Annotated in this window: 18 protein-coding genes and 1 rRNA gene; 13 read left to right on the forward strand and 6 right to left on the reverse strand. The window is 47.2% G+C overall.

Annotated features, from left to right (window positions below):
- Positions 1 to 6: 6 nt before the first annotated feature.
- Positions 7 to 1,281, reverse strand: coding sequence for a lipid IV(A) 3-deoxy-D-manno-octulosonic acid transferase (gene waaA, locus SHD_RS05510; protein WP_039977629.1), 1,275 nt, complete (start codon positions 1,279 to 1,281; stop codon positions 7 to 9).
- Positions 1,282 to 1,526: 245 nt separating this feature from the next.
- Between waaA and SHD_RS05515 the strand changes: the two genes are divergently transcribed.
- The 5 genes from SHD_RS05515 (at position 1,527) to glpG (ending at position 5,907) form a co-directional block, all read left to right on the forward strand.
- Entirely contained in the window at positions 1,527 to 2,174 is a 648-nt protein-coding gene (locus SHD_RS05515; protein WP_011624620.1) for a TetR/AcrR family transcriptional regulator, read from the forward strand.
- A 259-nt stretch (positions 2,175 to 2,433) separates the two neighbouring features.
- Positions 2,434 to 3,627 carry a glycine C-acetyltransferase gene (locus SHD_RS05520; protein ID WP_023266194.1) on the forward strand — a complete coding sequence of 398 codons (1,194 nt, stop codon included), beginning with the start codon at positions 2,434 to 2,436 and terminating at the stop codon, positions 3,625 to 3,627.
- A gap of 11 nt (positions 3,628 to 3,638) precedes the next feature.
- The gene (tdh, locus tag SHD_RS05525) at positions 3,639 to 4,664 is read left to right on the forward strand and encodes an L-threonine 3-dehydrogenase (protein WP_011627691.1); all 1,026 of its coding nucleotides are present in this window, start codon (positions 3,639 to 3,641) and stop codon (positions 4,662 to 4,664) included.
- A 98-nt stretch (positions 4,665 to 4,762) separates the two neighbouring features.
- Positions 4,763 to 5,068, forward strand: coding sequence for a thiosulfate sulfurtransferase GlpE (glpE, locus tag SHD_RS05530; protein ID WP_011718813.1), 306 nt, complete (start codon positions 4,763 to 4,765; stop codon positions 5,066 to 5,068).
- Positions 5,065 to 5,907, forward strand: a complete 843-nt coding sequence (glpG, locus tag SHD_RS05535; RefSeq protein WP_023266196.1) for a rhomboid family intramembrane serine protease GlpG — start codon at positions 5,065 to 5,067, stop codon at positions 5,905 to 5,907. The genes glpE and glpG overlap by 4 nt, the downstream gene beginning before the upstream one ends.
- A gap of 76 nt (positions 5,908 to 5,983) precedes the next feature.
- On the opposite strand, the gene elbB is transcribed toward glpG, so the two are convergent.
- Positions 5,984 to 6,640 carry an isoprenoid biosynthesis glyoxalase ElbB gene (gene elbB, locus SHD_RS05540; RefSeq protein WP_039977630.1) on the reverse strand — a complete coding sequence of 219 codons (657 nt, stop codon included), beginning with the start codon at positions 6,638 to 6,640 and terminating at the stop codon, positions 5,984 to 5,986.
- A gap of 385 nt (positions 6,641 to 7,025) precedes the next feature.
- On the opposite strand from elbB, the gene polA reads away from it, so the two are divergent.
- A complete protein-coding gene (gene polA, locus SHD_RS05545; protein WP_023266198.1) occupies positions 7,026 to 9,794 on the forward strand; it encodes a DNA polymerase I in 2,769 nt (922 codons plus the stop codon).
- Between the two features lie 974 nt (positions 9,795 to 10,768).
- Here polA and yihA read toward each other — a convergent pair.
- The gene (gene yihA / locus SHD_RS05550; protein ID WP_023266199.1) at positions 10,769 to 11,428 is read right to left on the reverse strand and encodes a ribosome biogenesis GTP-binding protein YihA/YsxC; all 660 of its coding nucleotides are present in this window, start codon (positions 11,426 to 11,428) and stop codon (positions 10,769 to 10,771) included.
- A 169-nt stretch (positions 11,429 to 11,597) separates the two neighbouring features.
- On the opposite strand from yihA, the gene SHD_RS05555 reads away from it, so the two are divergent.
- The 5 genes from SHD_RS05555 to hemN all read left to right on the forward strand — a co-directional run bounded on the left by SHD_RS05555 (position 11,598) and on the right by hemN (position 16,491).
- Positions 11,598 to 12,221 carry a c-type cytochrome gene (locus SHD_RS05555; RefSeq protein WP_023266200.1) on the forward strand — a complete coding sequence of 208 codons (624 nt, stop codon included), beginning with the start codon at positions 11,598 to 11,600 and terminating at the stop codon, positions 12,219 to 12,221.
- An 823-nt stretch (positions 12,222 to 13,044) separates the two neighbouring features.
- Positions 13,045 to 13,683 (forward strand): class I SAM-dependent methyltransferase, encoded by a 639-nt coding sequence (locus tag SHD_RS05560; RefSeq protein ID WP_039977643.1) that lies wholly within the window; start codon positions 13,045 to 13,047, stop codon positions 13,681 to 13,683.
- Positions 13,684 to 13,765: 82 nt separating this feature from the next.
- Complete coding sequence (gene yihI / locus SHD_RS05565; protein ID WP_011718820.1) at positions 13,766 to 14,320, forward strand: Der GTPase-activating protein YihI; 555 nt, start codon at positions 13,766 to 13,768, stop codon at positions 14,318 to 14,320.
- A 68-nt stretch (positions 14,321 to 14,388) separates the two neighbouring features.
- Entirely contained in the window at positions 14,389 to 14,856 is a 468-nt protein-coding gene (locus tag SHD_RS05570) for a DUF2489 domain-containing protein (RefSeq protein ID WP_011624631.1), read from the forward strand.
- A gap of 258 nt (positions 14,857 to 15,114) precedes the next feature.
- Positions 15,115 to 16,491 carry an oxygen-independent coproporphyrinogen III oxidase gene (hemN, locus tag SHD_RS05575; RefSeq protein WP_084294842.1) on the forward strand — a complete coding sequence of 459 codons (1,377 nt, stop codon included), beginning with the start codon at positions 15,115 to 15,117 and terminating at the stop codon, positions 16,489 to 16,491.
- A gap of 71 nt (positions 16,492 to 16,562) precedes the next feature.
- Here the strand turns inward: hemN and add are convergent, their stop codons facing one another.
- Complete coding sequence (gene add, locus SHD_RS05580; protein ID WP_023266204.1) at positions 16,563 to 17,558, reverse strand: adenosine deaminase; 996 nt, start codon at positions 17,556 to 17,558, stop codon at positions 16,563 to 16,565.
- A 211-nt stretch (positions 17,559 to 17,769) separates the two neighbouring features.
- Here add and SHD_RS05585 point away from each other — a divergent pair, with 211 nt between their 5' ends.
- On the forward strand, positions 17,770 to 19,575 hold the full coding sequence (locus SHD_RS05585) for a DUF885 domain-containing protein (RefSeq protein WP_039977632.1): 1,806 nt from the start codon (positions 17,770 to 17,772) through the stop codon (positions 19,573 to 19,575).
- Between the two features lie 102 nt (positions 19,576 to 19,677).
- Positions 19,678 to 20,691: an alpha/beta fold hydrolase gene (locus SHD_RS05590; protein ID WP_023266206.1), complete on the forward strand. Its 1,014-nt coding sequence runs from the start codon at positions 19,678 to 19,680 to the stop codon at positions 20,689 to 20,691.
- On the opposite strand, the gene SHD_RS05595 is transcribed toward SHD_RS05590, so the two are convergent.
- Together SHD_RS05595 and rrf are read right to left on the reverse strand one after the other, a co-directional pair.
- Entirely contained in the window at positions 20,648 to 23,098 is a 2,451-nt protein-coding gene (locus tag SHD_RS05595) for an EAL domain-containing protein (RefSeq protein WP_023266207.1), read from the reverse strand. The two genes, SHD_RS05590 and SHD_RS05595, sit on opposite strands and share 44 nt — an antisense overlap.
- 234 nt (positions 23,099 to 23,332) lie before the next feature.
- A 5S ribosomal RNA gene (rrf, locus tag SHD_RS05600) occupies positions 23,333 to 23,448 on the reverse strand.
- Between the last annotated feature and the right edge of the window lie 199 nt (positions 23,449 to 23,647).

Below are 23,647 nucleotides of genomic sequence, written 5' to 3' on the forward strand. Positions count from 1 at the left end.
ACGGCGTTAGGCTGTTTGGCGCGAGAGTAAGGATTCGGCGAGAGCAAACTGACGCTGCAAGGCACCACGATTAGCCTCTACCACGGCAAGGCCTGCCTCAGCGGCTTGTTGGCGTAACACAGGCTGCTCAAAATACTGAATTAAATTCTCACCCAACTCTTGGCCTGAACTCACAATTCGCAGGCCACCCGCATCTGCCAACATTTGGGTAATTTGGGCAAAGTCCCAATGATTTGGCCCCACCATCACAGGCACGTCCATGGCCACGGGTTCTAAGGGATTATGGCCCCCATTTTCAATTAACGTCCCGCCCACAAAGGCTTGATCGGCCGCGCCATAGAAGGTTAACAATTCACCCATGGTATCGCCCACCAGCACCTGCGTCGTGGCGGTGATAGCTTGAGCCTCACTGCGGCGCACATATTCAAAACCTTGGCTGGCGACGACATCGGCCACCGCCGCAAACTGCTCCGGATGACGCGGCGCAATCACCAATAACGCCTCTGGCCATTTAGCGAGCAGCTGCTTATGGGCGCTCAGCACGGCATCAAACTCACCGGGGTGAACACTCCCAGCCACCCATACGGGCGCATCCTCTTTCCCCCAAGTCTGCCTTAGTTCTCGCGCTAGGGTTAATCGTTCAGGGGTGATAGTTAAATCAAACTTCAAACTGCCGCAGACTGTGACTCTATCAGCAGGCACCCCAAGGTCGATAAACCGCTGCGCCTCGGCTTGCGTCTGCACCGCAACCACATCTAAACGTTGCAACATGGGGCGACTCAACTGTGGACGCTTGGCATATTGCGCCGCAGATTTAGCCGACAGCCTAGCATTAGCGAGCATCAAGCGCACGCCGCGCTTAGCCGCCAGCGCCACGAGATTCGGCCACAGCTCAGTCTCCATAATAATGCACCATTTAGGGGATAACTGGCGCAGAAAGCGGTTCACACACCAAGGCAAATCGAAGGGTAAGTAGCAATGCTGCACTTGATCACCAAGGGCTTTACGCACCTCAGCAGAACCCGTGGGGCTTGAGGTTGTGACCGTAATCTTAAGCTGTGGATGCGCCTGTTGGATCTGACGGATTAACGGAATCGCCGCCAGCGTTTCGCCCATAGAAACCGAGTGGATCAGTAAATCCGTTGGTGCCAGTCGTGTTAATCCGAAACGTTCGCCCCAGCGGCCACGGTAATCAGGGCTTTTAATGGCACGGAACGCCAAATAGACAATCAGCAGAGGGGATAATAGATAAAGCAGCACACTGTAAAAAAATCGATTCATAAAAATCGTGCTTATGAGTTTTTGCCTGATGAATAGTGGCAATGTTAGCATAATATCCCCAAGCGTCCTCAAGATACGAGTTTCAGCATCTTGAGATTGTTTGGGGATATCAATCGTATTGAATTTTTGTTCATTGGGATGAATCCATACGATTTTAAATTAGGGATAATTTACCAGCAGTGTAGCGGTCGTTGGTTAGCCTTCTTTAATCAATTTGTAGCGTTCACTAGCCACTTGGAAAATATATGAAAACCCGCGACAAAATCATCTATGCCAGCCTTGAGCTATTCAATGAGCACGGCGAACGAAATATCACCACCAATCATATTGCCGCTCACCTGAATATGAGTCCCGGGAATCTTTATTATCACTTCCGTAATAAGGAAGACATTATCCGCTCGATCTTCAGTCTCTACGAGGCGCACCTCGAATCGGGATTCCAACCCTATGAAGGTGAGCAAGTCAATGTGGAGCAATTGATCGGCTATTTCGACGCGATGTTTTACACCCTGTGGCAATTCCGTTTTATGTACGCCAATCTGGCCGATATTCTCGCCCGCGATGAAGAATTAAAAAGCCGTTATCTGCAGGCGCAGCAGCAAGTATTAACGCGTTCGAGCCACGTGCTGGATAAACTCAAGCAGGATGGTTTTTTAAATATCGACAATGACAAAATCACCCAACTTGCCGACACCATTAAGATGATTGTGAGTTTTTGGATTGGTTATCAACTCACCCAATCCAGCACTTCAACCATCACTAAAGGCATTCTGTACGAAGGTGTACTGCGGGTATTGATGATTTTTAAGGCCTACGCCACCCCAACATCTCAAGCGACCTTCAGCCGTTTAGAGCAACACTATCACGAGCTAGCGACCCAAGATTCACTCTAATCACCGCAAGCCATCGCATTTAGCACTAAACTCAACAGGTTAAAGGTGCTAAATGCGGGCTCAATTTATACCCTCTGCGGTGATGCACCCCTCAAGCCGACCATGTTGCACATTAGTTTTTATAATGTAACAACCCCTTTAGCCCTAAACTAATTTATCTAGCTAACCTGCATGAAAAAAAGGCTGTAGGCCGATAGGGTTTAGCGTTAGAATGCCGCAACTCCCAGAATCAGAATAAAGTTAACTAAGGAGATATCAGGTGGCCTCTACCTCATTCTACGCACAGATTAATCAACAGCTTGCCGATGTTAAAGCCGAAGGTTTATATAAAAGCGAGCGTGTTATTGCCTCACCGCAACAGACTGCCATTCAAGTTAATCACCAAGAAGTTGTTAACTTTTGCGCCAACAACTACTTAGGCTTAGCCAACCACCCAGAACTGATTAAAGCCGCACAGCAAGGCTTAGACAGCCACGGCTTTGGTATGGCTTCAGTCCGTTTTATTTGTGGAACCCAAGACATCCACAAACAACTCGAAGCCAGCCTGAGTGAGTTCCTCGGCATGGAAGACACGATTCTGTATTCTTCTTGCTTCGACGCCAACGCAGGTCTGTTCGAAACCTTGTTAGATGCCGAAGATGCGATTATCTCCGACGCCCTAAACCATGCCTCTATTATCGATGGCGTGCGTTTATGTAAGGCCAAACGTTTCCGTTACGCCAACAACGATATGGCGGATTTAGAGACGCAATTAATCGCCGCAAAAGATGCTGGCGCGCGCAATATTCTGATCGCTACCGACGGCGTATTCTCAATGGACGGCGTCATCGCCAATCTGCAAGGCGTGTGTGATTTAGCCGATAAATACGGCGCATTAGTCATGGTTGATGACTCACATGCAGTGGGCTTTGTTGGTCAAAACGGCCGTGGTTCGCACGAACACTGTGGTGTAATGGGCCGTGTCGATATTATCACAGGCACCCTAGGCAAGGCCTTAGGCGGCGCATCGGGCGGTTTCACTTCAGGTAAAAAAGAAGTCATCGACTGGTTACGTCAACGCTCACGCCCTTACCTATTCTCTAACTCATTGGCGCCTTCGATTGTAACGGCCTCTATCCATGTATTAGAGATGCTCAAATCGGGCCAAGCACTGCGTGAAGCGGTATGGGAAAACAGCCGTTATTTCCGCGAAAAAATGTCAGCGGCAGGCTTTACCTTAGGCGGCGCCGACCACGCGATTATCCCAGTGATGATTGGCGATGCCAAACTGGCGAGCGATTTCGCTAACCGTTTATTAGCAGAACATATTTACGTTATCGGCTTCTCATTCCCTGTCGTGCCAAAGGGACAAGCCCGTATTCGTACTCAAATGTCGGCGGCACACACCCGTGAGCAACTCGACAAAGCGATTGAAGCCTTTACCCGTATCGCTAAAGAAATGGCGATTATTTAGGACCCTACAAAATGAAAGCACTAAGCAAGTTAAAAGCCGAAAAAGGCATTTGGTTAGTCGATGCGCCTAAGCCTGAAATGGGCCACAACGATCTGCTGATCAAGATTAAAAAGACCGCCATTTGTGGCACCGACATGCACATCTACAACTGGGACGAATGGTCACAAAAAACCATTCCTGTACCTATGGTGGTAGGTCACGAATATGTGGGTGAAGTGGTTGATATCGGTCAAGAAGTGCGTGGCTTTAAAATTGGTGACCGCGTTTCTGGCGAAGGCCATATCACCTGCGGCCACTGCCGTAACTGCCGCGCAGGTCGCACCCATTTATGCCGCAACACCTCAGGTGTGGGTGTAAACCGCGAAGGTTCATTTGCCGAATACTTAGTGATCCCAGCCTTTAACGCCTTCAAAATTCCCGATGATATCAGCGATGATTTAGCGTCTATCTTCGACCCGTTCGGTAACGCAGTGCACACTGCGCTGTCATTCGACTTAGTGGGCGAAGACGTGTTAATCACTGGCGCGGGCCCTATCGGTATTATGGCTGCGGCCGTATGTCGCCACGTTGGTGCTCGCCATGTGGTCATTACCGACGTTAATGAATACCGCTTAGAGTTAGCTCGTAAAATGGGTGCTACCCGCGCCGTTAACGTGGCTCAGGAAAACCTGAAAGACGTGATGAAAGAACTCGGCATGACCGAAGGGTTCGACGTGGGCCTCGAAATGTCTGGCGTACCGTCAGCCTTCCACGCCATGTTAGATACCATGAACCACGGCGGCAAAATCGCGATGCTCGGCATTCCAGGTGGCGAAATGGCGATTGATTGGAGCAAAGTGATCTTCAAGGGTCTGGTCATCAAAGGCATTTACGGCCGTGAAATGTTCGAAACCTGGTACAAGATGGCAAGCTTGATCCAATCTGGCTTAGATATTTCGCCTATTATCACGCACCACTACAAGATTGATGATTTCCAAAAAGGCTTCGACGCTATGGGCTCGGGCCAATCTGGTAAAGTCATCCTCAGCTGGGATTAATTCTCTCAGCGATGCCAATCATGGGGCTGTACACATGCAGCCCCATGTTGCACACTTATCCCATCGCTTATCCCTTTTCAGTTATTTCAGGTTTTATTATGTCTTCCTTTAAACACCTTAGCGTTAATCAATTAGTGCAAATGACCGAGTCAAAGCCAGTGCAAATCGTCGATATTCGCGATGGTCACAGCTTTAACAACGGCCACATTGATGGCGCATTTAATTTGAATAACGAGAATCTGGCGCACTTTATTGGCCAAGCGGATATGGACAGTCCTTTAGTGGTGGTTTGCTACCATGGCATCAGCAGCCAAAATGCCGCACAATACCTTTGTGAACAAGGCTTTGATGATGTCTATAGCCTAGATGGTGGCTTTAGCGCTTGGCATGAGGCCAATGCATGATAGAGATTGGCAGACTCCCCAACAGCAGAGCCGCGCAGGCCTTTGTCGATTACCTCAAAGGTGAACAGATAGACTGCCAGATTCAGCCATTGCCGCAGGGAGTCGCTATTCTGGTTATCCGCGATCAAGATGCCGAGCAAGCCCGTAAAGAGTTCGCCCATTTTATCGCCCATCCTTACGATAACAAATACTTACAAGCCTCGTGGGAGCATGGTGATACTCATACTAAGCTCGACTATGGCGCCCCTTCTTTACAGCTTTTTGCGCAATTTATCACAGGTGCAGGCCCAGTTACTCTTATCATCTTTGGCCTCTGTGTACTGATTTATGCCGCGATGAATTTAGGCTTCGGCGGCCCGGTTTATGAAACACTCTCCTATTTCGGTGCGGTGCCTGACACCAATGTTAGTCAATTCTGGCGCGTGTTTACCCCAAGCCTGATGCACTTTTCGGCCATGCATATCATCTTCAACTTACTCTGGTGGTGGTATTTGGGTGGAAAAATCGAGACTCGCATAGGTACAGCCCCGCTGTTAATCCTGCTACTGGTCGCCGGTACTTTACCCAATGTCGTCCAATACTATGTTAGCGGCCCCAACTTTGGCGGGCTGTCGGGCGTAGTGTATGCCGTCGCCGGTTACACTTGGGTTATGGGGATCCGCAAACCCGCTGCGGGGATAGGTTTACCGCCCTCCTACATGGGATTTATGTTGATTTGGCTGGTGTTAGGCTTTACGGACTTCTTAGGCGTGTCAGTAGCGAATGGCGCCCATATTGGCGGATTACTGATAGGTCTCGCCCAAGGCTGGTTCGATAGTCGCAGTAAAGTCACTCGCTAACTCACCGCGATTGCTTCCATGCTCGATTAAAAAGCAGGGTAAGCCCAAAGGCTTACCCTGCTGCATTTAGGCGCTGTTACTTGGCCAGCTCTAATACTTTGGCGACCAGCTTCTCGATGCCAGAGTGCGCCTCGGCAATGTTCCCCGCCAGCATATAAGCGGGTGTGCTGACAATCTTATTCGCCTCATCCACCACGATATCATGCACAGTCGCCGCCTGATGATGGCCGCCCATCAGATTAAAGGCTGCTACCGTATCCACATCATTACCGATAGTGCCCTTAGCGCCGTGTCCATATAAACGCGGGATCATCATAGGCGCGATACAAATAAAGCCGACAGGCTTTTTCGCTAGAATAAATTCATTAATAAAATCAGTAACGAGTGGATTCACTTCACACTCACTGCCATTAGTGGCGAAGTTACACAGATTTTTCGCCGCCCCAAATCCACCAAGGATAACCAGTGCATCGAAATCGGTAATATCGAGTTCGGTGGTTGCTTTTACTTCGCCACGGGCGATACGTGCCGATTCAACTAGCACATTTCGTGTCGCCGTCTTGTCTACTTCGCCCGTGAAGTGATTAACAACATGCATCTGATTGATATCAGGAGCAAAACATTGATATTGAGCCCCCGCTTTCGACAGAGATAATAACGTTAAAACCGATTCATGGATCTCTGTTCCATCGAAAACACCGCACCCACTGAGCAATACTGCGATTTTTTTCATTATAAATATCCTTCTTATGTCATTTGGTTTTAACAAACTGTAAACAAAATGGTTGATCTGCTTAAAAATCATGCTAACTTAGTTCGTCGAATCTAAGGGTCGGTGAAAATTAACGCAGCCTTTAGGTATTTTACGGAGTCAAGAAAAAATCCACAAATCAGGAAGATTTTTCAAGAAACAGTATTGAACTCACACAAATATTTTAAAAATATAAAAATCAACAACTTAAAAATATCGCACCAAGCCGTAAACATCGCCATTATTCACAGTTGACTTTTTCACTCACAGAGTTATCCACAGGCTGAGAGTCAATTTGCCGTGGCTGAAATACCGTATCTGTGGCATGCTTACCGCCATCTAAGTCATCGATAAACGAAAATTACTTATGCCTACCATAGCCAATAACCCACTTGTCCTTGTGGATGGATCTTCTTATTTATATCGCGCCTATTATGCGCCTCCTCACCTGACAAACTCAAAGGGCGAAGCTACTGGTGCTGTTTATGGCGTAGTGAATATGCTTCGCAGTTTATTAAGCCGTTATCAACCTAGCCATATCGCTGTGGTGTTCGACGCTAAAGGCAAAACCTTCCGTAATGACTTATATGAAGAATACAAGGCGCATCGCCCACCTATGCCGGATGACCTGCGCTCACAAATTGAACCACTACACCGTATTATCCGTGCCTTAGGCCTGCCCTTAATCTCTATTCCTGGTGTTGAGGCGGACGATGTTATCGGCACAATCGCTCGCCAAGCGAGCCGCGAAAACCGCGCCGTACTCATCAGCACTGGTGATAAAGATATGGCGCAGCTGGTTGATGAAAATATCACGCTGATCAACACCATGACAGATACCATCATGGGCCCTGAAGAGGTTGCGGCTAAATATGGTGTTGGTCCAGACAGAATTATCGATTTCTTGGCGCTGATGGGCGACAAGGCAGATAACATTCCCGGTTTACCCGGCGTAGGCGAAAAAACCGCATTAGCCATGCTCACAGGGGCGGGCAGTGTCGCCAATTTGCTTGCAGAGCCCGAAAAAGTCACCGAATTAGGCTTTAGGGGCGCAAAAACCATGGCGGCGAAAATCATCGACAATGCCGACATGCTAAAACTGTCCTATGAGCTTGCCACCATTAAAACCGATGTTGAGCTCGAACAAGATTGGCATGAACTCGAAGCCAAACCCGCTGACAGGGATGAGCTGATCAAATGCTATGGCGAAATGGAATTTAAACGCTGGCTTGCCGAAGTCTTAGATAATAAGGCGCCAACGACGGCCGCAGCAAAAGTCGAAACGACCGAACCCCAAGAAGAATCAGCGCCCAGCGTCACGATTGAAACCCAATACGATACGATTCTGACCGAAGCTCAGCTCGATGAGTGGATTGCCAAACTCAAGCAAGCGCCATTAATGGCCGTAGATACCGAGACCACCAGCCTCGACTATATGGTTGCGGAATTGGTTGGCCTGTCCTTTGCTGTTGAAGCGGGTAAAGCCGCCTATCTGCCCTTAGCCCACGATTATGTTGGCGCGCCTCAACAATTAGACAAGCAAACCGCTCTCGAAAAACTGCGCCCGATACTCGAAGACGCCAAGATCAAAAAAGTCGGTCAAAACCTGAAATATGATATCAGCGTATTGGCCAATGCAGGCATACAACTCCAAGGTGTGGTATTCGACACTATGCTCGAATCCTATGTGTTTAACTCGGTAGCATCACGCCATGATATGGATGGGTTGGCGCTTAAATACCTAGGCCATAAAAATATCGCCTTTGAAGATATCGCAGGTAAAGGTGCTAAACAGCTGACCTTCAACCAAATTCCGTTAGAAACAGCAGCGCCCTATGCGGCGGAAGATGCCGATATTACCCTACGCCTACATCAACATTTGTGGCTAAGACTCGAAAAAGAGACCGAATTAGCCTCAGTCTTTACCGATATTGAACTGCCGCTGATCCAAATACTGTCCGATATTGAACGCCAAGGTGTGTTTATCGATAGTATGTTGCTCGGCCAACAGAGTGATGAACTTGCCCGTAAAATCGATGAGTTAGAAACAAAAGCTTATGATATTGCAGGTGAAAAATTCAATTTAAGCTCACCAAAGCAACTACAAGTGCTGTTTTTTGAAAAGCTGGGTTATCCGGTCATCAAAAAAACCCCTAAGGGCGCCCCCTCTACCGCGGAAGAAGTACTGGTTGAGTTGGCATTGGATTTCCCTCTGCCTAAAGTGATCCTTGAGCATAGAAGCCTAACCAAGCTAAAGAGTACTTACACCGACAAGCTCCCTCTAATGGTGAACGCGAAAACGGGTCGGGTACACACAAGCTACCATCAGGCCAACGCCGCAACGGGGCGTTTGTCCTCGAGCGAACCAAACCTACAGAATATTCCTATCCGCACCGAGGAAGGTCGTCGTATTCGCCAAGCCTTTATTGCGCCTCAAGGACGTAAGATTTTGGCCGCCGACTATTCGCAGATTGAATTACGGATCATGGCGCATTTATCCCAAGATGCGGGCTTACTCAAAGCCTTCGCTGAAGGTAAAGACATTCACAGAGCCACCGCCGCCGAAGTATTTGGCACCGACTTTGACAGCGTCACCTCGGAGCAGCGTCGCCGCGCCAAAGCCGTTAACTTTGGCCTTATCTATGGCATGTCCGCCTTTGGATTGGCGCGTCAGCTCGACATTCCCCGCAACGAGGCACAAACTTACATCGACACTTACTTCGCTCGCTATCCAGGCGTATTAAGGTATATGGAAGAAACACGAGCCAGTGCAGCAGAACTTGGCTATGTCTCTACGTTATTTGGGCGCCGCCTGTATTTACCCGAAATTCGCGACCGCAATGCAATGCGCCGCCAAGCAGCAGAAAGAGCCGCGATTAACGCCCCAATGCAAGGCACCGCCGCGGATATCATTAAAAAAGCCATGATCAGCATTGCCGATTGGATAAAAACCGATACCCAAGGTGAAATCGCAATGATCATGCAAGTCCACGACGAATTAGTATTCGAAGTCGATGCAGATAAAGCCGAAACACTCAAGCTCAAGGTGTGTGAACTTATGGCAAAAGCAGCCAATCTGGATGTGGAACTTCTGGCAGAAGCTGGTATTGGCGATAACTGGGACCAAGCCCACTAGCATTCAAACGCTAGACTTTAACTTCTAACACTCGTTGCTGACTCGTACTAAGGCTCATTCTTTACAGGATGGGCCTTTATATTTGGTGCAACTCTTAGGTGTCGCAAAAATCAACGCTGCAGAGAACAAGATGAGGAAAGGTTGTTTACTCAGGCGAATCCCCTGATGGCTCCCCCCTCAAGAGCGGGAAGCAGCATTTGACTCACCGTACAATGCACCCCGTCACTAATGCATCCCTCCTCAATTCTCACAGCTTCAACACCGCTATAAGCACAACCAGCTATCCGCGTGACACTCCATACAAGCCTAAACAATCGTTCGCTGATGGATACAACCAAGAACAATCACCAAAATAGAGTAAAAACATTAAATCTGAAGAATTGATCAGTTCTGTACTAAAAATACGGTCAATTTAGCGAAATCAGTGGTTTAAATGTCTTTTGTGAAAATATTAGATCAAACACAGCTGGTTTTTTCACCTAAAACTTGAGATCTACCGCACACAATTATCACTTTTTCAAAAAAACTGTTTTCCATTTAGAGATAAATAGCGTATTATTCACTGCGTAGGGTACAGAGGTTAAGATGTTCTATCTTTCAGACCTTTATTTCACTTATAGTGACGAGCCAAATTCTGGCGCCCCAGCAACTTGTTTGCTGGGGCTTTTTTTTGCTCTTTTTTCAGTCTAGGGATGATTTCAACAAAGGCGAGTAAATTTTAGAGTATTTACTTTAATAAAAGGTAAATTCGATGTATGCTGTCTTCATTGAGAACCATTGAAGGTAATTTGATGGTGCTTGAGTCTTGTTGAATTTAGCTTCTCCCCAAAAGAGCTAAAATTTTGGCCGGTGACTAATGTTATCGGCTATTTTTTTGCCCAAAATTTACAGGGTGAAATAGATGTTTTATAAGGGGATATTGCAGGGGAAGATGGCCGAATGCGCTAGTGGCATCCGACCATAAAGCAAAAGGCTTACTCAGCGTCGTCTTGGTTTTCTAACTCATCGGCCAACCATTGCGGATGACACCATTCATTTAGAATACTCAGCACTTTAGGTTTGCCCGTGCCCTTGAGCGCAGAAAAAGGCTCAACCTGTACCCAATCACCAAACTCAACCAGCGCTTTACGCACTTCGTTCACGGTTTTCATCTTCGCGCTTTGCGCCAATTTATCGGACTTAGTCAGTAATGCGAGTACTGGAATTTCACTCGCAACCGCCCATTCGATCATCTGCATATCCAAATCTTTCAACGGATGACGAATATCCATCAATACCACAACGCCACTTAAGCACGCACGCTTCTGCAAATATTCGCCGAGGGATTGTTGCCACTTTAATTTCATGGCTAGAGGCACTTGGGCAAAGCCGTAACCCGGTAAATCGACTAATCGGCGCTGCGTATCGAGTTCAAATACGTTAATTAGCTGAGTGCGCCCCGGGGTTTTACTGGTACGCGCTAAGTTTTTCTGCTCAGTTAATGCATTGAGTGCACTCGATTTTCCGGCATTAGAGCGACCAGCAAAAGCAATCTCAACACCAACGTCGCCGGGCAGATATTGATCCAAATGTGCAATGTCAGGTGCACTGATTAAAAACTTCGCCCTGCGAAAATCTATATGAGATTCAGTCACTATTTACTCCAATATATTTACTGCGCAATACCATAATTTATGAAGAATTGCTTACTTTTCCACGTTTTCGTGTAAAATATTACCCCGATCACATTAAACATATTTTACCACGCTTGCGGGTCACCCTAGTAAGCTCAGGATAATAATCTTAACCAGAAGTTGGAACGCCATGAAAAAGTTAGCTCTTGCGCTGTCTGTTGTAGTTGCCGCCATATCTTCACCTGCGATTGCTGAAGGTAATGCTGAAGCGGGAAAAACTAAAGTTATCGTTTGTTCTGCCTGTCACGGCATGGACGGTAACAGTATGATCGATATGTACCCTAAGCTTGCGGGCCAACACGCCACATACCTCCAAAAGCAACTACATGATTTCCGTAGTGCGGCGCAATCTGGCGGTAAAGATGGTCGTATGGATCCTATCATGAGTGGTATGGCAATGCCTCTAAGCGATCAAGATATTCTTGATATCAGCGCTTATTTCTCTAGCCAAGCAATCCAAGTTGCTGAAGCGAAAGATGTTCCTGAGCTAGGTGCAAAACTTTACAAAGGTGGCGATGTATCACGCGGCATCACAGCTTGTATGGCATGTCATGGTCCAGATGCTAAAGGTGCTGAATCAGCTGGTTTCCCAGCATTAGCCGGTCAACACGCTAACTACATCAAGATCCAACTGACTAAGTTCCGTGATGCAGGTCGCCACAACGATCTCAACGGCATGATGCAAGATGTCGCGAAAAAGTTAAGCGACAGTGATATCGAAGCATTATCTAAGTACATTGCTAACCTGAAATAGGTTTTAGCGATAAAAAAGGGTGCACTGTCACCCTTTTTTATCGCCACAAAGTTTACGTTAACGTAAACTGATAAAGATTCATGCTTGACATAGATCACAGATTTGGGTTTAATAAGCCCCGTACCGAGATAAACCCATCTGTTTGTACAAATAAATTAATAATAACTTGCAGATTTCGGTATAATTAACATTCAAGATATAAGAATAAAGACTCTCAATAACAATAATATAACTAAGACCACTCTCTAATAATAATAAGAGCAGTGATTTCGCCTTGAAATCCCGGTCAGTACATTTTTGTAAGGGATGGCCGATAACGCCAATTTGCGATAAGCAAATCGCCTTACACTCAGGGTAACTTGCCCCATCAGGACACAGTTTGAATGATTCAAACTGTAGCAAAGGAAGCTAATAGCTTTGGATGCACTGGCTGGAAGCTTGTTATCACTGGAAGGTACTTCAAGCAACATGGATGGTTAACTTAATGTCATTGATGACGCTGTAATAAAGATGTGTCTTGAGACCATCTACGGAAACTGTGGTCTGGATGGCAACAGAAACTAATTAAGTGTCTGGAAGACCGATAACTAAAATGATGCAGGGAAAGCAGTAAAAAAAAGAAGGATACCGACCGGGAAAGTCGCATAGCAAGTAAGGATACTTGGAATCAGAATAGGGTGCAAAATGCACCGTTTGTAAGGCGGCAGTTTAACTGCCGCCTTTTTTCTTTGTGATTCTCCACCAGCATACATCCAGCACCGAAAGTGCACTTCCGCAATATAATTGTTACAATCAAGACCTTAATACTTTTCTAGTTGACTCAATGCGCAGATGTCCCCTTTGTCATAGCACGCAAACACTGTTGCTCCTTCAGGACAAGAAACGGTGTTTTTATGTTTGCCAGACATGCGGACTCACCTTTGCCGACGCAAATAGCCATCTTCCTCCCGCGGCAGAAAAACAACGTTATGGCCGTTCGCGGATTGCCGCCAAACAGCGCCAACTCTCGCAATTTATTTTACCGCTACTGACACAAATACAATTGCAGCAAAAAGGGAGCCTCACGGGCTTAAATTTTGGACGCGTGTTAGATCAAACCAGTCTGGCGACCATTGAATCGGCGGGACACACTTTCAAGCAGTATGATCCTTTCTTCGCGCCCGACCACGAAACACTTAAGCAAGAATATGATTTTATTTGTTGCTACCGAGTCTTTGAGCATTTTCAGCACCCCAGTAGAGAATGGAGTTTACTGACCCGTTTACTCAAATCGGGGGGCTGGTTAGCGATTAGCACACCCTTATTAATTGATTTAGAAGGCTTTGCTAAATGGCATTATAAAAACAATCTCACTCACGTGAGTTTTTACCAAAGACAAACCTTTGAATACCTAGCGAGTAATAGCGATTTTGAACTATTATTTGCCGCGAAAGACCTCGTTTTGATGCAAAAAACATCATAATCTGGTATAACAGCCGACCGAATTTAGTACCGAGTCGATCCCGTATCGGCTAGGCCACACGTTGTAAACAATTGAGAAAATCATGTCTCGTAGCAAGAAAACACGCAAGGGCGGCGAGAATAGCCCTAAATTACAGCCAAGAGTGAAAAAGCAGGACCGTGCAGAAGTCACTGGCAAGCGCGCCGAAAAGGGCAACAAGTCTGGCAGTCGTCATAATGAGGCGCTGATCCAGGCTCAAGCACCACAGAAAAAGGCTGCACAGAAGAAAGATCCTCGCCATGGCAGCAAAAAGCCTGTGGCATTGGCCTTACCAACTGCAACAGAAAAGCCAGCCACACCTAAGGTTAAGCAACCCAAGTTAACCGACGAGCAAAAACTGTTGAAGCTGGAAGAAGATCCAAGACTGAACCAGTTACTCGATATGCTGGAAGAAGGCCGTAACTTAAGCAATGACGACCAACAATGGTTAGATCAGCAGCTGAACAAGATTGAAGCCCTGATGATTAAACTGGGTATCAGCGATGAGTTAGAAGATGAAGCGCCAGCGAAAAAATCTAAAGTCGATTCAGATGATGACCTGTTCGATCGCTTTGAATCCGGTGCCGACCTACTAAAAGATTATCAAGATAAGTTTTAAATCTTAGAATATGCATAAAAACAAAGCGCTCAGCCTTTGTTTTTATGCAGTCTAAACAAGGAGTTTACGTGTCTACCACTCTTATCCTGCTTGGTTTTATCATCATTGTTGCCCTCAGTAGTTACGCCACTTTCTTACTCCTCAAGCTCAAGCAACAGAAACAACGCCAACAGGCGCTCACTGCCGAGCGTGAAGCAGCGGCTAACGCGAAGCGCGCCCAAGTACTAGAAGATATTCGTTATATCGCCACCGCCATGATTGACGACCGCTGCGAAATCTCTGAAGGCGTAGTGAGGATTGGCCGTTTATTTGAAATTTTATCCTTAAGCGAGCGCGTGGCACCTGAGTTCCCAGCATTCTTCCAACACTTTGAGCTGATTAAAGATCACCCGATTATGGAAGCTCGCCAAGCCCTGCCAAAGCAAGAACGCATGAAGCTCGATTTTGTCCGCATGAAATCTGAAGCTGAACTGGCCGAGGGTATTACTGCCGATGCCAAAAAGCTCTCAAATTATCAATTAAAAGCCCCACATTAAGCTGACGACATTAACCTCAAGGCCAAAACCTTGGCTTTGAGGCCCAATCGCTCCCGCATTTCTTTTCCCACACAGAGTACGGCTTCACGTGAGCCTGTGCACAAAACCTCCAAAAAACAACAGACATTAGCTCCTTTTTCATAGATATTGCGTAACTTCTAAAAGGACAGACATCATTTTTACAACCTAGATCAAGGTTATTTGGCTAAGAACCTTGCATACTTCGCTTGTTGCTAATTTACCCTCGGAGGACACGCCTTGAAGCAGCCCACTCAGATAAGCTGGGATCAGTCGATGATCGAAAAATATAACTACAGCGGTCCCCGTTACACTTCTTACCCAACGGCGCTGGAGTTCGATGATTCATTCACTGAACAAAACCTGTTAACGGCGATTGAAAACAGTAAGAGTGACAAACTGTCGCTGTATATTCACATCCCCTTCTGCGCCAAACTTTGCTACTACTGTGGCTGTAATAAAGTTATTACTCGCCACGCCCACAAGGCCGATCAATATATCGAGTATTTGAGCCACGAAATTATTAAGCGCGCTCCGCTGTTTAAGCACTACACAGTCACCCAAATGCACTGGGGCGGCGGCACTCCAACCTTCTTAAATCCTGAGCAAATTCTGAAGTTAACCGACTTAATCAAGGCTAACTTTAACTTTGCCGCTGAAGGTGAGTTCTCTATCGAAGTTGACCCGCGTGAGATTGAGCTTTCAATGCTCGATACCTTAAAAGAAGCGGGCTTTAACCGCATTTCTATCGGGGTGCAGGACTTCAATAAAGAAGTACAAGTCGCGGTTAACCGTGAGCAGGACGAGCAATTTATTTTCGATTTAATGGCCAAAGCCAAGGCCATGGGATTTGTCTCAACCAATATCGACTTAATTTACGGTCTGCCACATCAGACACCCGAAACATTCGCCGCCACCATGCAGCGCGTGTTAGACCTGTCGCCCGATCGTCTATCTGTGTTCAACTATGCTCATTTACCCGCGCGTTTTGCCGCGCAGCGTAAGATCAAAGATGAACATTTACCTTCGCCAAAACAAAAACTCGAGATGTTGCATCAAACGATCGAAACTTTAACTGGCGCGGGTTATCAGTACATCGGTATGGACCACTTCGCTAAGCCTGACGATGAGCTGGCTAAGTTACAACGCGAAGGCAAACTGCACCGCAACTTCCAAGGTTATACCACCCAAGAAGAATGCGACCTGCTAGGTCTTGGCGTGTCTTCTATCAGCCAAATCGGCGATTGTTATGCGCAAAACCAGAAGGACATTCGTCCTTACTACGAAGCCATCGACAAAGACGGACATGCACTGTGGAAAGGTTGTAGCCTGAACCGTGACGACGAAATCCGCCGTGTAGTGATCAAACAACTGATCTGCCACTTCGATTTAGATATGGCAAAAATGGACGAAAAACTAGGTATTAAGTTTGAGGAATACTTCGCCGAAGACTTAAAACTGCTGCAAACCTTTATCGACGATAAGTTAGTCGAGGTAACCGACAGAAAGATCACTATCAGCCCCACTGGCCGTCTGTTGATCCGCAATATCTGTATGTGCTTCGACCTTTACTACCGTCAAAAAGCGCGTCAACAACAGTTCTCCCGTGTGATCTAACACAGACGCATCTCCAATAAAAAAATCCGACTCTAATGTCGGATTTTTTATTGGGTAAAAGAGCCGTTTACTTAAGCTTTAGCCGCGTACAGCGCCTTGCGCTCGCTCTCGGATAAAAATGCCATTTCCACCCCGTTGCGTTGCACCTGAGCCAACTCAGCATCACTTAGTCCCAGTTCTGACTTGGCAATCCGGTATTCATGCTTGATATCAATCGCACTCACGCCTGGATCATCGGTGTTAAGGCTTATCAACACACCAGCATCCATAAAGGTTCTGAAGGGATGTTCCGCATAGGAAGCCACGGTCGACGTGTGCAGGTTGCTGGTTGGGCAAGATTCGATACCGATACGGTGTTTAGCGAGATATTCCATCAGCTTAGGATCGTGAATCGCATTCACACCATGGCCGATACGTGTCGCGCCCAACTCCTGAATCGCTTGCCACATACTTTGTGAACCGGCCGCTTCCCCCGCATGGGCGGTAATGGCTAAGCCCGCATCTCGCACTCGCTTAAAGTGCTCGTTAAACAATTCGCCAGGGAAGCCTAGCTCATCGCCGGCTAAATCCATCGCGACTAAATGTTGTTTATGGGCGAGCAGGCCTTCGAGCTCCTGAGTACAAGCTGCTTGGCCGAATGAGCGCGACATAATCCCGATAAGATTGATTTTAACTTGGTAATCTTTCAGGCCCGCTTTCACCCCGTCGATAACCGCTTCAACCACACCTTCAATCGGTAGTTTATGGTTCATCGCCATGTAATATGGACTAAAACGCAGCTCCGCATAATCAAGGCCAGATAACGCCACATCGGCCACGTTTTCATAGGCGACACGTTTTACCGCATCTAAATCAGCTAGCACTGCCACCATCCAGTCAAGCTTCTTCAAGAAGGCGACTAAGCTGGTTTCTTTCCCCTGAATTTGTACAAATGGCGCGAGAGTCTCTAAAGAATCGGCAGGTAAAGCAATGCCGTGTTGGTGTCCGAGTTCCCAAATGGTATTCACTCGCACGTTACCATCTAAGTGACGATGCAAATCCACCAATGGAATGGATGTATTGATCATAATTAACCCCTATGTGAACTACCCAGCCAATGCTTTTGTTATTTGGTCTAGGGCGGACCCTAAGTTTAACACGCATTCTTTGGTGGCACTTAGCTAAGGGCGGGATTTAAATTCACATTCAGTCACAATTCTGCTTAATATGCGTACAACAATCTGGGGTAAACCTCAGGCATAATGAGTTCAATAACAACGAAAATATCCGAGATAAATCATGCATAAACTCTTTACCCCAAGCTTACTGATTTGCGCACTTAGTGCCTGTAGCGCGGTTCAGCCCCCAATCGAATCCACCAAACAAACAACGGTAGCCGTTGCGCAGTCCACAGCCAAGACTATGGCCCCAGCACTGCAAGCAATTGTGGTTCAAAGTTGGCAACTCCTACTCAGTGCCAGCCCAGAAATGGCCTATGGAATGGGGGATAAGAGTGCTGCGGGTAAACTGCAAGATCTGTCTCCAGAAGCCTTAGCTAAGCTCAATCAGGGACAAATGGCCATTCTCGCCCAATTGAAAGCGCTGGATCGCAGCAAACTGAGTAAAGAGGATAAAATCAATGCCCAAATCCTCGAAGATCAGATCCAAAACGAGGTCGACCTGTATAAATACAAGGATTACTACCTGCCGATCACCGCAGAGAGTGGCTTCCACGCCTATATATCCTCCATTGCGCAAGGGCGATTCAACACCCTAGAGGATTACCAAAACTACCTAGGCAAGCTCAAGGCACTACCGACCTATTTTGCCCAGCAAACCCATTGGTTAAAACAAGGACTAAAGGAAGGTATTACACCGCCTAAAGCCACGCTTAAGGGATTTGAAAACAGCATTAGTGCTTACATCTTACCGGTAGAGAAAAGCAGTTATTTCAAGCCTTTTACTCAATACCCAAGCCACTTTACTGAGGCGCAAAAAACGCAACTGACCCAAGAAGGCCGAGCATCGGTCGAGCAGAATGTGCTCCCAACCTATCAGGCTTTTTATGATTTTATGACTCAGGAGTATATGCCCAACACTCGGGAAAATATTGCCGCCAACAGCTTACCCGATGGTGATGCCTTCTATGAGAATCGCGTCCGCTACTACACAACCTTAAATATGACCTCGGCCGAAGTGCACGAGCTCGGTTTAAAAGAAGTGAAGCGTATCCGCCAGGAAATGGAGCAAGTCATTAAGTCTGTTGGCTTTAAAGGCAGCTTTGCCGACTTTTTACATTTCTTAAGAACCGATCCCCAGTTTTACACCACCAGTGCGGATCAGCTCCTGAAGGAAGCGGCATTTATTGCCAAAAAAGCCGATGCCATGTTGCCCAAATATTTTGGTAAATTGCCGCGAAAACCCTACGGTATCGCGCCGGTGCCGGCCGAAATCGCTCCTAAATACACCTCAGGCCGTTATTCAGGATCTAATCGTGATGACGAACCGGGTTACTACTGGGTAAATACCTACGCCTTAGATAAGCGCCCTCTCTATGAACTCGAAGCGCTAACGCTGCACGAAGCGGTGCCCGGGCATCATCTGCAGATTTCACTCAACTCCGAACTGAGCTCATTGCCTGATTTTCGTCGCTACAGCTATATTTCGGCCTTTGGTGAAGGTTGGGGATTGTATAGCGAGTACTTAGGCTTAGAAGCGGGATTCTATCAAGACCCTTACAGTAACTTTGGTCGTCTAACCTATGAGATGTGGCGCGCCGCTCGTCTCGTTGTCGATACGGGGATGCACGCCCAAGGTTGGAGCCGAGAGCAAGCCATCGAATTTATGGCGAGCAACACGGCGTTATCGCTCCACAATGTGACGACTGAGATTGACCGTTACATTACCTGGCCGGGACAAGCGCTCTCCTACAAAATTGGTGAGCTCACCATTAAACGCCTACGCGCGAAAGCCGAGCAAGCCTTAGGCGATAAATTTGATATTCGCGCCTTCCACGACGCGGTATTAGAAAATGGTTCTGTGCCTATGTCGGTGCTGGAGCAACAAATTAACGACTTTATCGAAGCGCAAAAAGCCGCGATTTAAGCTCATCCCAAGGGAGCGGGTATTTTCCTGCTCCCTTTCCTGCCCGCCCCAGTTCTCTGATACACTCTAGCAAACCTTTTTGCCCGAGATGTGCGACAGAGTATGAGCCAAACGCCCCTAAACTTTCCAAGGGAAGAGTTTTCCAAGGTAGCTTTTTCAACGGAACACGATTTAAATACTTCTGAACAGCAAGCCTTCTGGCAAACCGTTGTCCAAGACACTCTCAAAACGCCCGATGGATTAACCTTGGCCTACATGATGGTCAAGCATCCCAAGGCCCATGCCAGCATAGTCATCAGCAGTGGCCGGGTTGAGTCCTACTTAAAGTATCAAGAACTCGTTTTTGATTTGTACCAGCAAGGCTATTCGGTATTTGCTATAGATCACCGCGGCCAGGGATTATCGAGTCGCATGACGGCAAATCCCCATCAAGGCCACGTGCGGCGGTTCAACGACTATATCGACGACTTTGCTCTGTTTATGCAAACCGTTGTACTCAAACATGCCACTTCGCCACTGTTCTTGCTCGGGCATTCTATGGGCGGCGCTATCGGCACCTTGTATCTTAAACAACACCCGGATGTGTTTACGGCGGCGGCATTATCCGCTCCCATGTATGGTATTAAGTTACCTATGCCGAAAGGGTTTGTCCGTTGGCTTGCGAGTAAACTCGATGCCAGTCTCAACGGCGGGGAACCTAACTATGTCCTCAGCGGGCAAAACTATAAGGCAGCTCCCTTTAAGGGCAATGATCTCACCCATTGCCAGAGTCGTTATCAAGCCTACCGAGAGTTGTACGATGCGGCGCCAAAGCTGCAGTTAGGCTCCCCCACTAACCGCTGGCTGACTGAATCTTTAGATGCGGCCGATGCCTGTGTCTTGGCCACAGCACATATCCGTACGCCTATTCTGATCCTGCAGGCCAGTGAAGATAAGATTGTCGACAATGCAGCACAAAATCTGGCGGTAAGCTCAAATTGCCAATTAAAAGTGATTGCAGGGGCTGCCCATGAGATTTTTATGGAGAAAGATAGCTACCGTAATCAAGCGCTTAATTACGCGCTCGACTTTTTTAAACGCTACGCAACAAGGGACGTGGACAAACAAGCTGTTTAAAGTCATTAACACTTAAGGCACGCGCAATATTGTAGCCTTGGAAGTGGGTACAACCTAAGTGGCTAAAGAGTTGTTGTTGCTGTGGTGACTCGACACCTTTGGCCACGATAGACAAGTTAAAGGCTTGTACCGACTGAATCAGCGCTTGGCCCCAGCTCGTATCCGTCGTTAAGTTAGCGGCACAATGTAAATCGAGCTTCACCTCATTCAAGGGATAGTGACGCAAGCAACTCAAGGCGCCTTGTCCCGCACCAAAGTTATCTAATGTTATCGCAATTCCAGCTTCCGCAAGCAGACTGATCCTCGGCTGAATAAAGGAGGCTGATGTTAGTAATGCACTCTCAGTTAACTCAATCCCCAGCTGATTGTCATCCAATTCATAGCGACGGGTTAAGGCAACTAATTGCTCGACGAAATCAGCTTGGCAGAAAGATAAAGTACTGATATTCAAAGTTAAACGAGGCAGGCTAATGCCCTGCTGTTTAAATTGTTTAATCAACTGGCAAACGCGCGTAGCCACATTTAAATCGAGTGATGCAATCAGACCATGGCGCTCGGCGAGGCCAATAAACTTAGCGACGGGGATAATATCACCGTTGGCTAAATGCCAACGGGATAAGACTTCCGCAGCGACTATCTTCCCTTGCATATCCACAACGGGCTGGAACATCAATGACAACTGATTGTCTGTAATCGCACGCTTTAATTGCTGGCATAACGACAATTCGGGATCTTGAATATGTTCTAAATCAGGATGATAGAAGGCACAACCGGCCTGCTCGAGCGAATGAGCATGTTGCAGCGCCAATTCGGCGCGGCGCAGTGCGATTTCGGGAGCGAGGGTTTCAACCGAATCCAATAAACAAATACCAATATCGGCATTGAAGCTGTCACTTTGCTCGCCTTGATGGAATGGACGCGTCGTCATGTGCCTTAACTCGGTTGCTAACGCCAAGGCTCTGCGCCCGGCCATCGTAGCGTCAGCCGCCAACTCTTTGGTCAAAATGGCAAAACGCCCAAGCTCGATATGGGATACCAGGATATTTTCAGCAAAATAACTTGAGAGCCTCGCATTCAGTTGCGACAACAAGCGATCAAGTTCGTGGGGTGTTAGCGTATTGCTAACAGTATGAGTTTCCACATTGAGTAACAATAACGCGCCCCAATGACCTGTGCAGGGTCGTTGGCTGATATATTGGGATAACTGTTGCATAAAAGCTTCGGGCAGCATTCTATCGTCAGACTCAGACTGCTTAACCAACTCGGCGATAGCGGCATGGTTTCGCTCACTCTCAGACACATCCACATGAATACCGATCATGCGAGTGGGACGACCGAGATGATCCCAATCGACCAACATGCCACGGTCGAATACCCAGACATAATGGCCATCGCGATGCAGTAAACGATGCACACTCTCAAATTCTTTTGTCTTGCCACTGACATATTCCTGTAGGCAATCCAGCACGCTTTGTCTATCATCGGGATGCAAACGGCTCTCCCAAGTCTGGAATGCGCCTTCGAGTTCGTCAGGCTGATAGCCAATCATTTCCTTCCAGCGATCAGACAAAAACACCTCGCCAGTCCGTATATCCCAATCCCAAATACCATTTCGCGAGCCTTCGACCGCAAACAACCAACGTTGCTCACTGTCATTGAGCTGCTTAACGGCTCGCGCTAAGCGCTCATGAACCTGCTGCAGACTTGTCTGTAGGGATAAAACCTCGGACGCGCTCCAAGGCACTTGAGTTGAAAACTCGGGAGTTCCAACGTGTTTGGCCGATTGACTCAACATCTTGAATGGGCGGATTAGCAGATAATATAAAACGAAGGTAAAACCGATTAGCAGCAGCGCCCCAAGCCCCCAGACACGCATAAATCGTTGCTGTAACTCGGTAGAAGCTCTCGCAACTAGAGGCGCTAAATCAGACTCGAGATAGACGAGCTCTGTAGCGCCGGGATATTGAGCTTCCACAGGATAATAAGCTTGAATAGACAACCGCTCAGGATTCACCAAAATGCTCGCTTGACCGGATTGCACCACCGCATGATGCTTAACTACATCATATCCATCGATAACCTCGATGGCATTGCTATCACGCCAAACGGTATGATTTGCAAAGCGGATCCGACTATTTGCGTCCAGTAAGATATAAACCATGACGTTCATATCTAAGGTTGCCAGAGAGACTTCCTGCTCGATCCGTTCTATGTCTTGTAATGCTTGCGCCGATTGCACCACGGCTTGCATACGCAATAACTGCTGCTTGATCTGGCTGACTTGGCGATCGGCTAATTCATTACGCACCAACTCACTCTCATAAAAATACTCAGCCGTTACTAACACTAAATACAGTGCCAGCATACATGCAGGTATCAATACGGCGAGCGAGAGTTTGCGAAGCATGGGTAGCCAAATATCTTCAATAAAGAAATGGACGCCTCGTATGCTAACGGGAAACCGATGACTAAGCAAAAAGACTTAACATAAGTGCCGCTATTTTAGACTAAATAATAAAATCTACGGGATAAGAGCTAGGAATCTAAACTCAACACAAGCTTGAAGAATTGAACCTTGAAATGGCAAACGCGAAAAACAAAAAAGCCAGCTTATTCAGCTGGCTTCATTGTTTAATTAGGCGCTTGGCGATGACCTACTCTCACATGGGGAGACCCCACACTACCATCGGCGCGATTGCGTTTCACTTCTGAGTTCGGGATGGGATCAGGTGGGACCACAATGCTATTGTCACCAAGCAAATTTGCTATTTACTTACCCGTCTTATCTCATGCAGGCAGTAAATGAATTCGGAAAGCTGTTTGAGTGCACTTCTTAAGTGTTTGTATTCGTCTAAGTACTACTTAGTAAAACCCATCTGGGTTGTATGGTTAAGCCTCTCGAGTCATTAGTATCAGTTAGCTCAACGCCTCACAACGCTTACACACCTGACCTATC

The sequence above is a fragment of the Shewanella decolorationis S12 genome (assembly GCF_000485795.1).
Lineage (GTDB): Bacteria > Pseudomonadota > Gammaproteobacteria > Enterobacterales > Shewanellaceae > Shewanella > Shewanella decolorationis.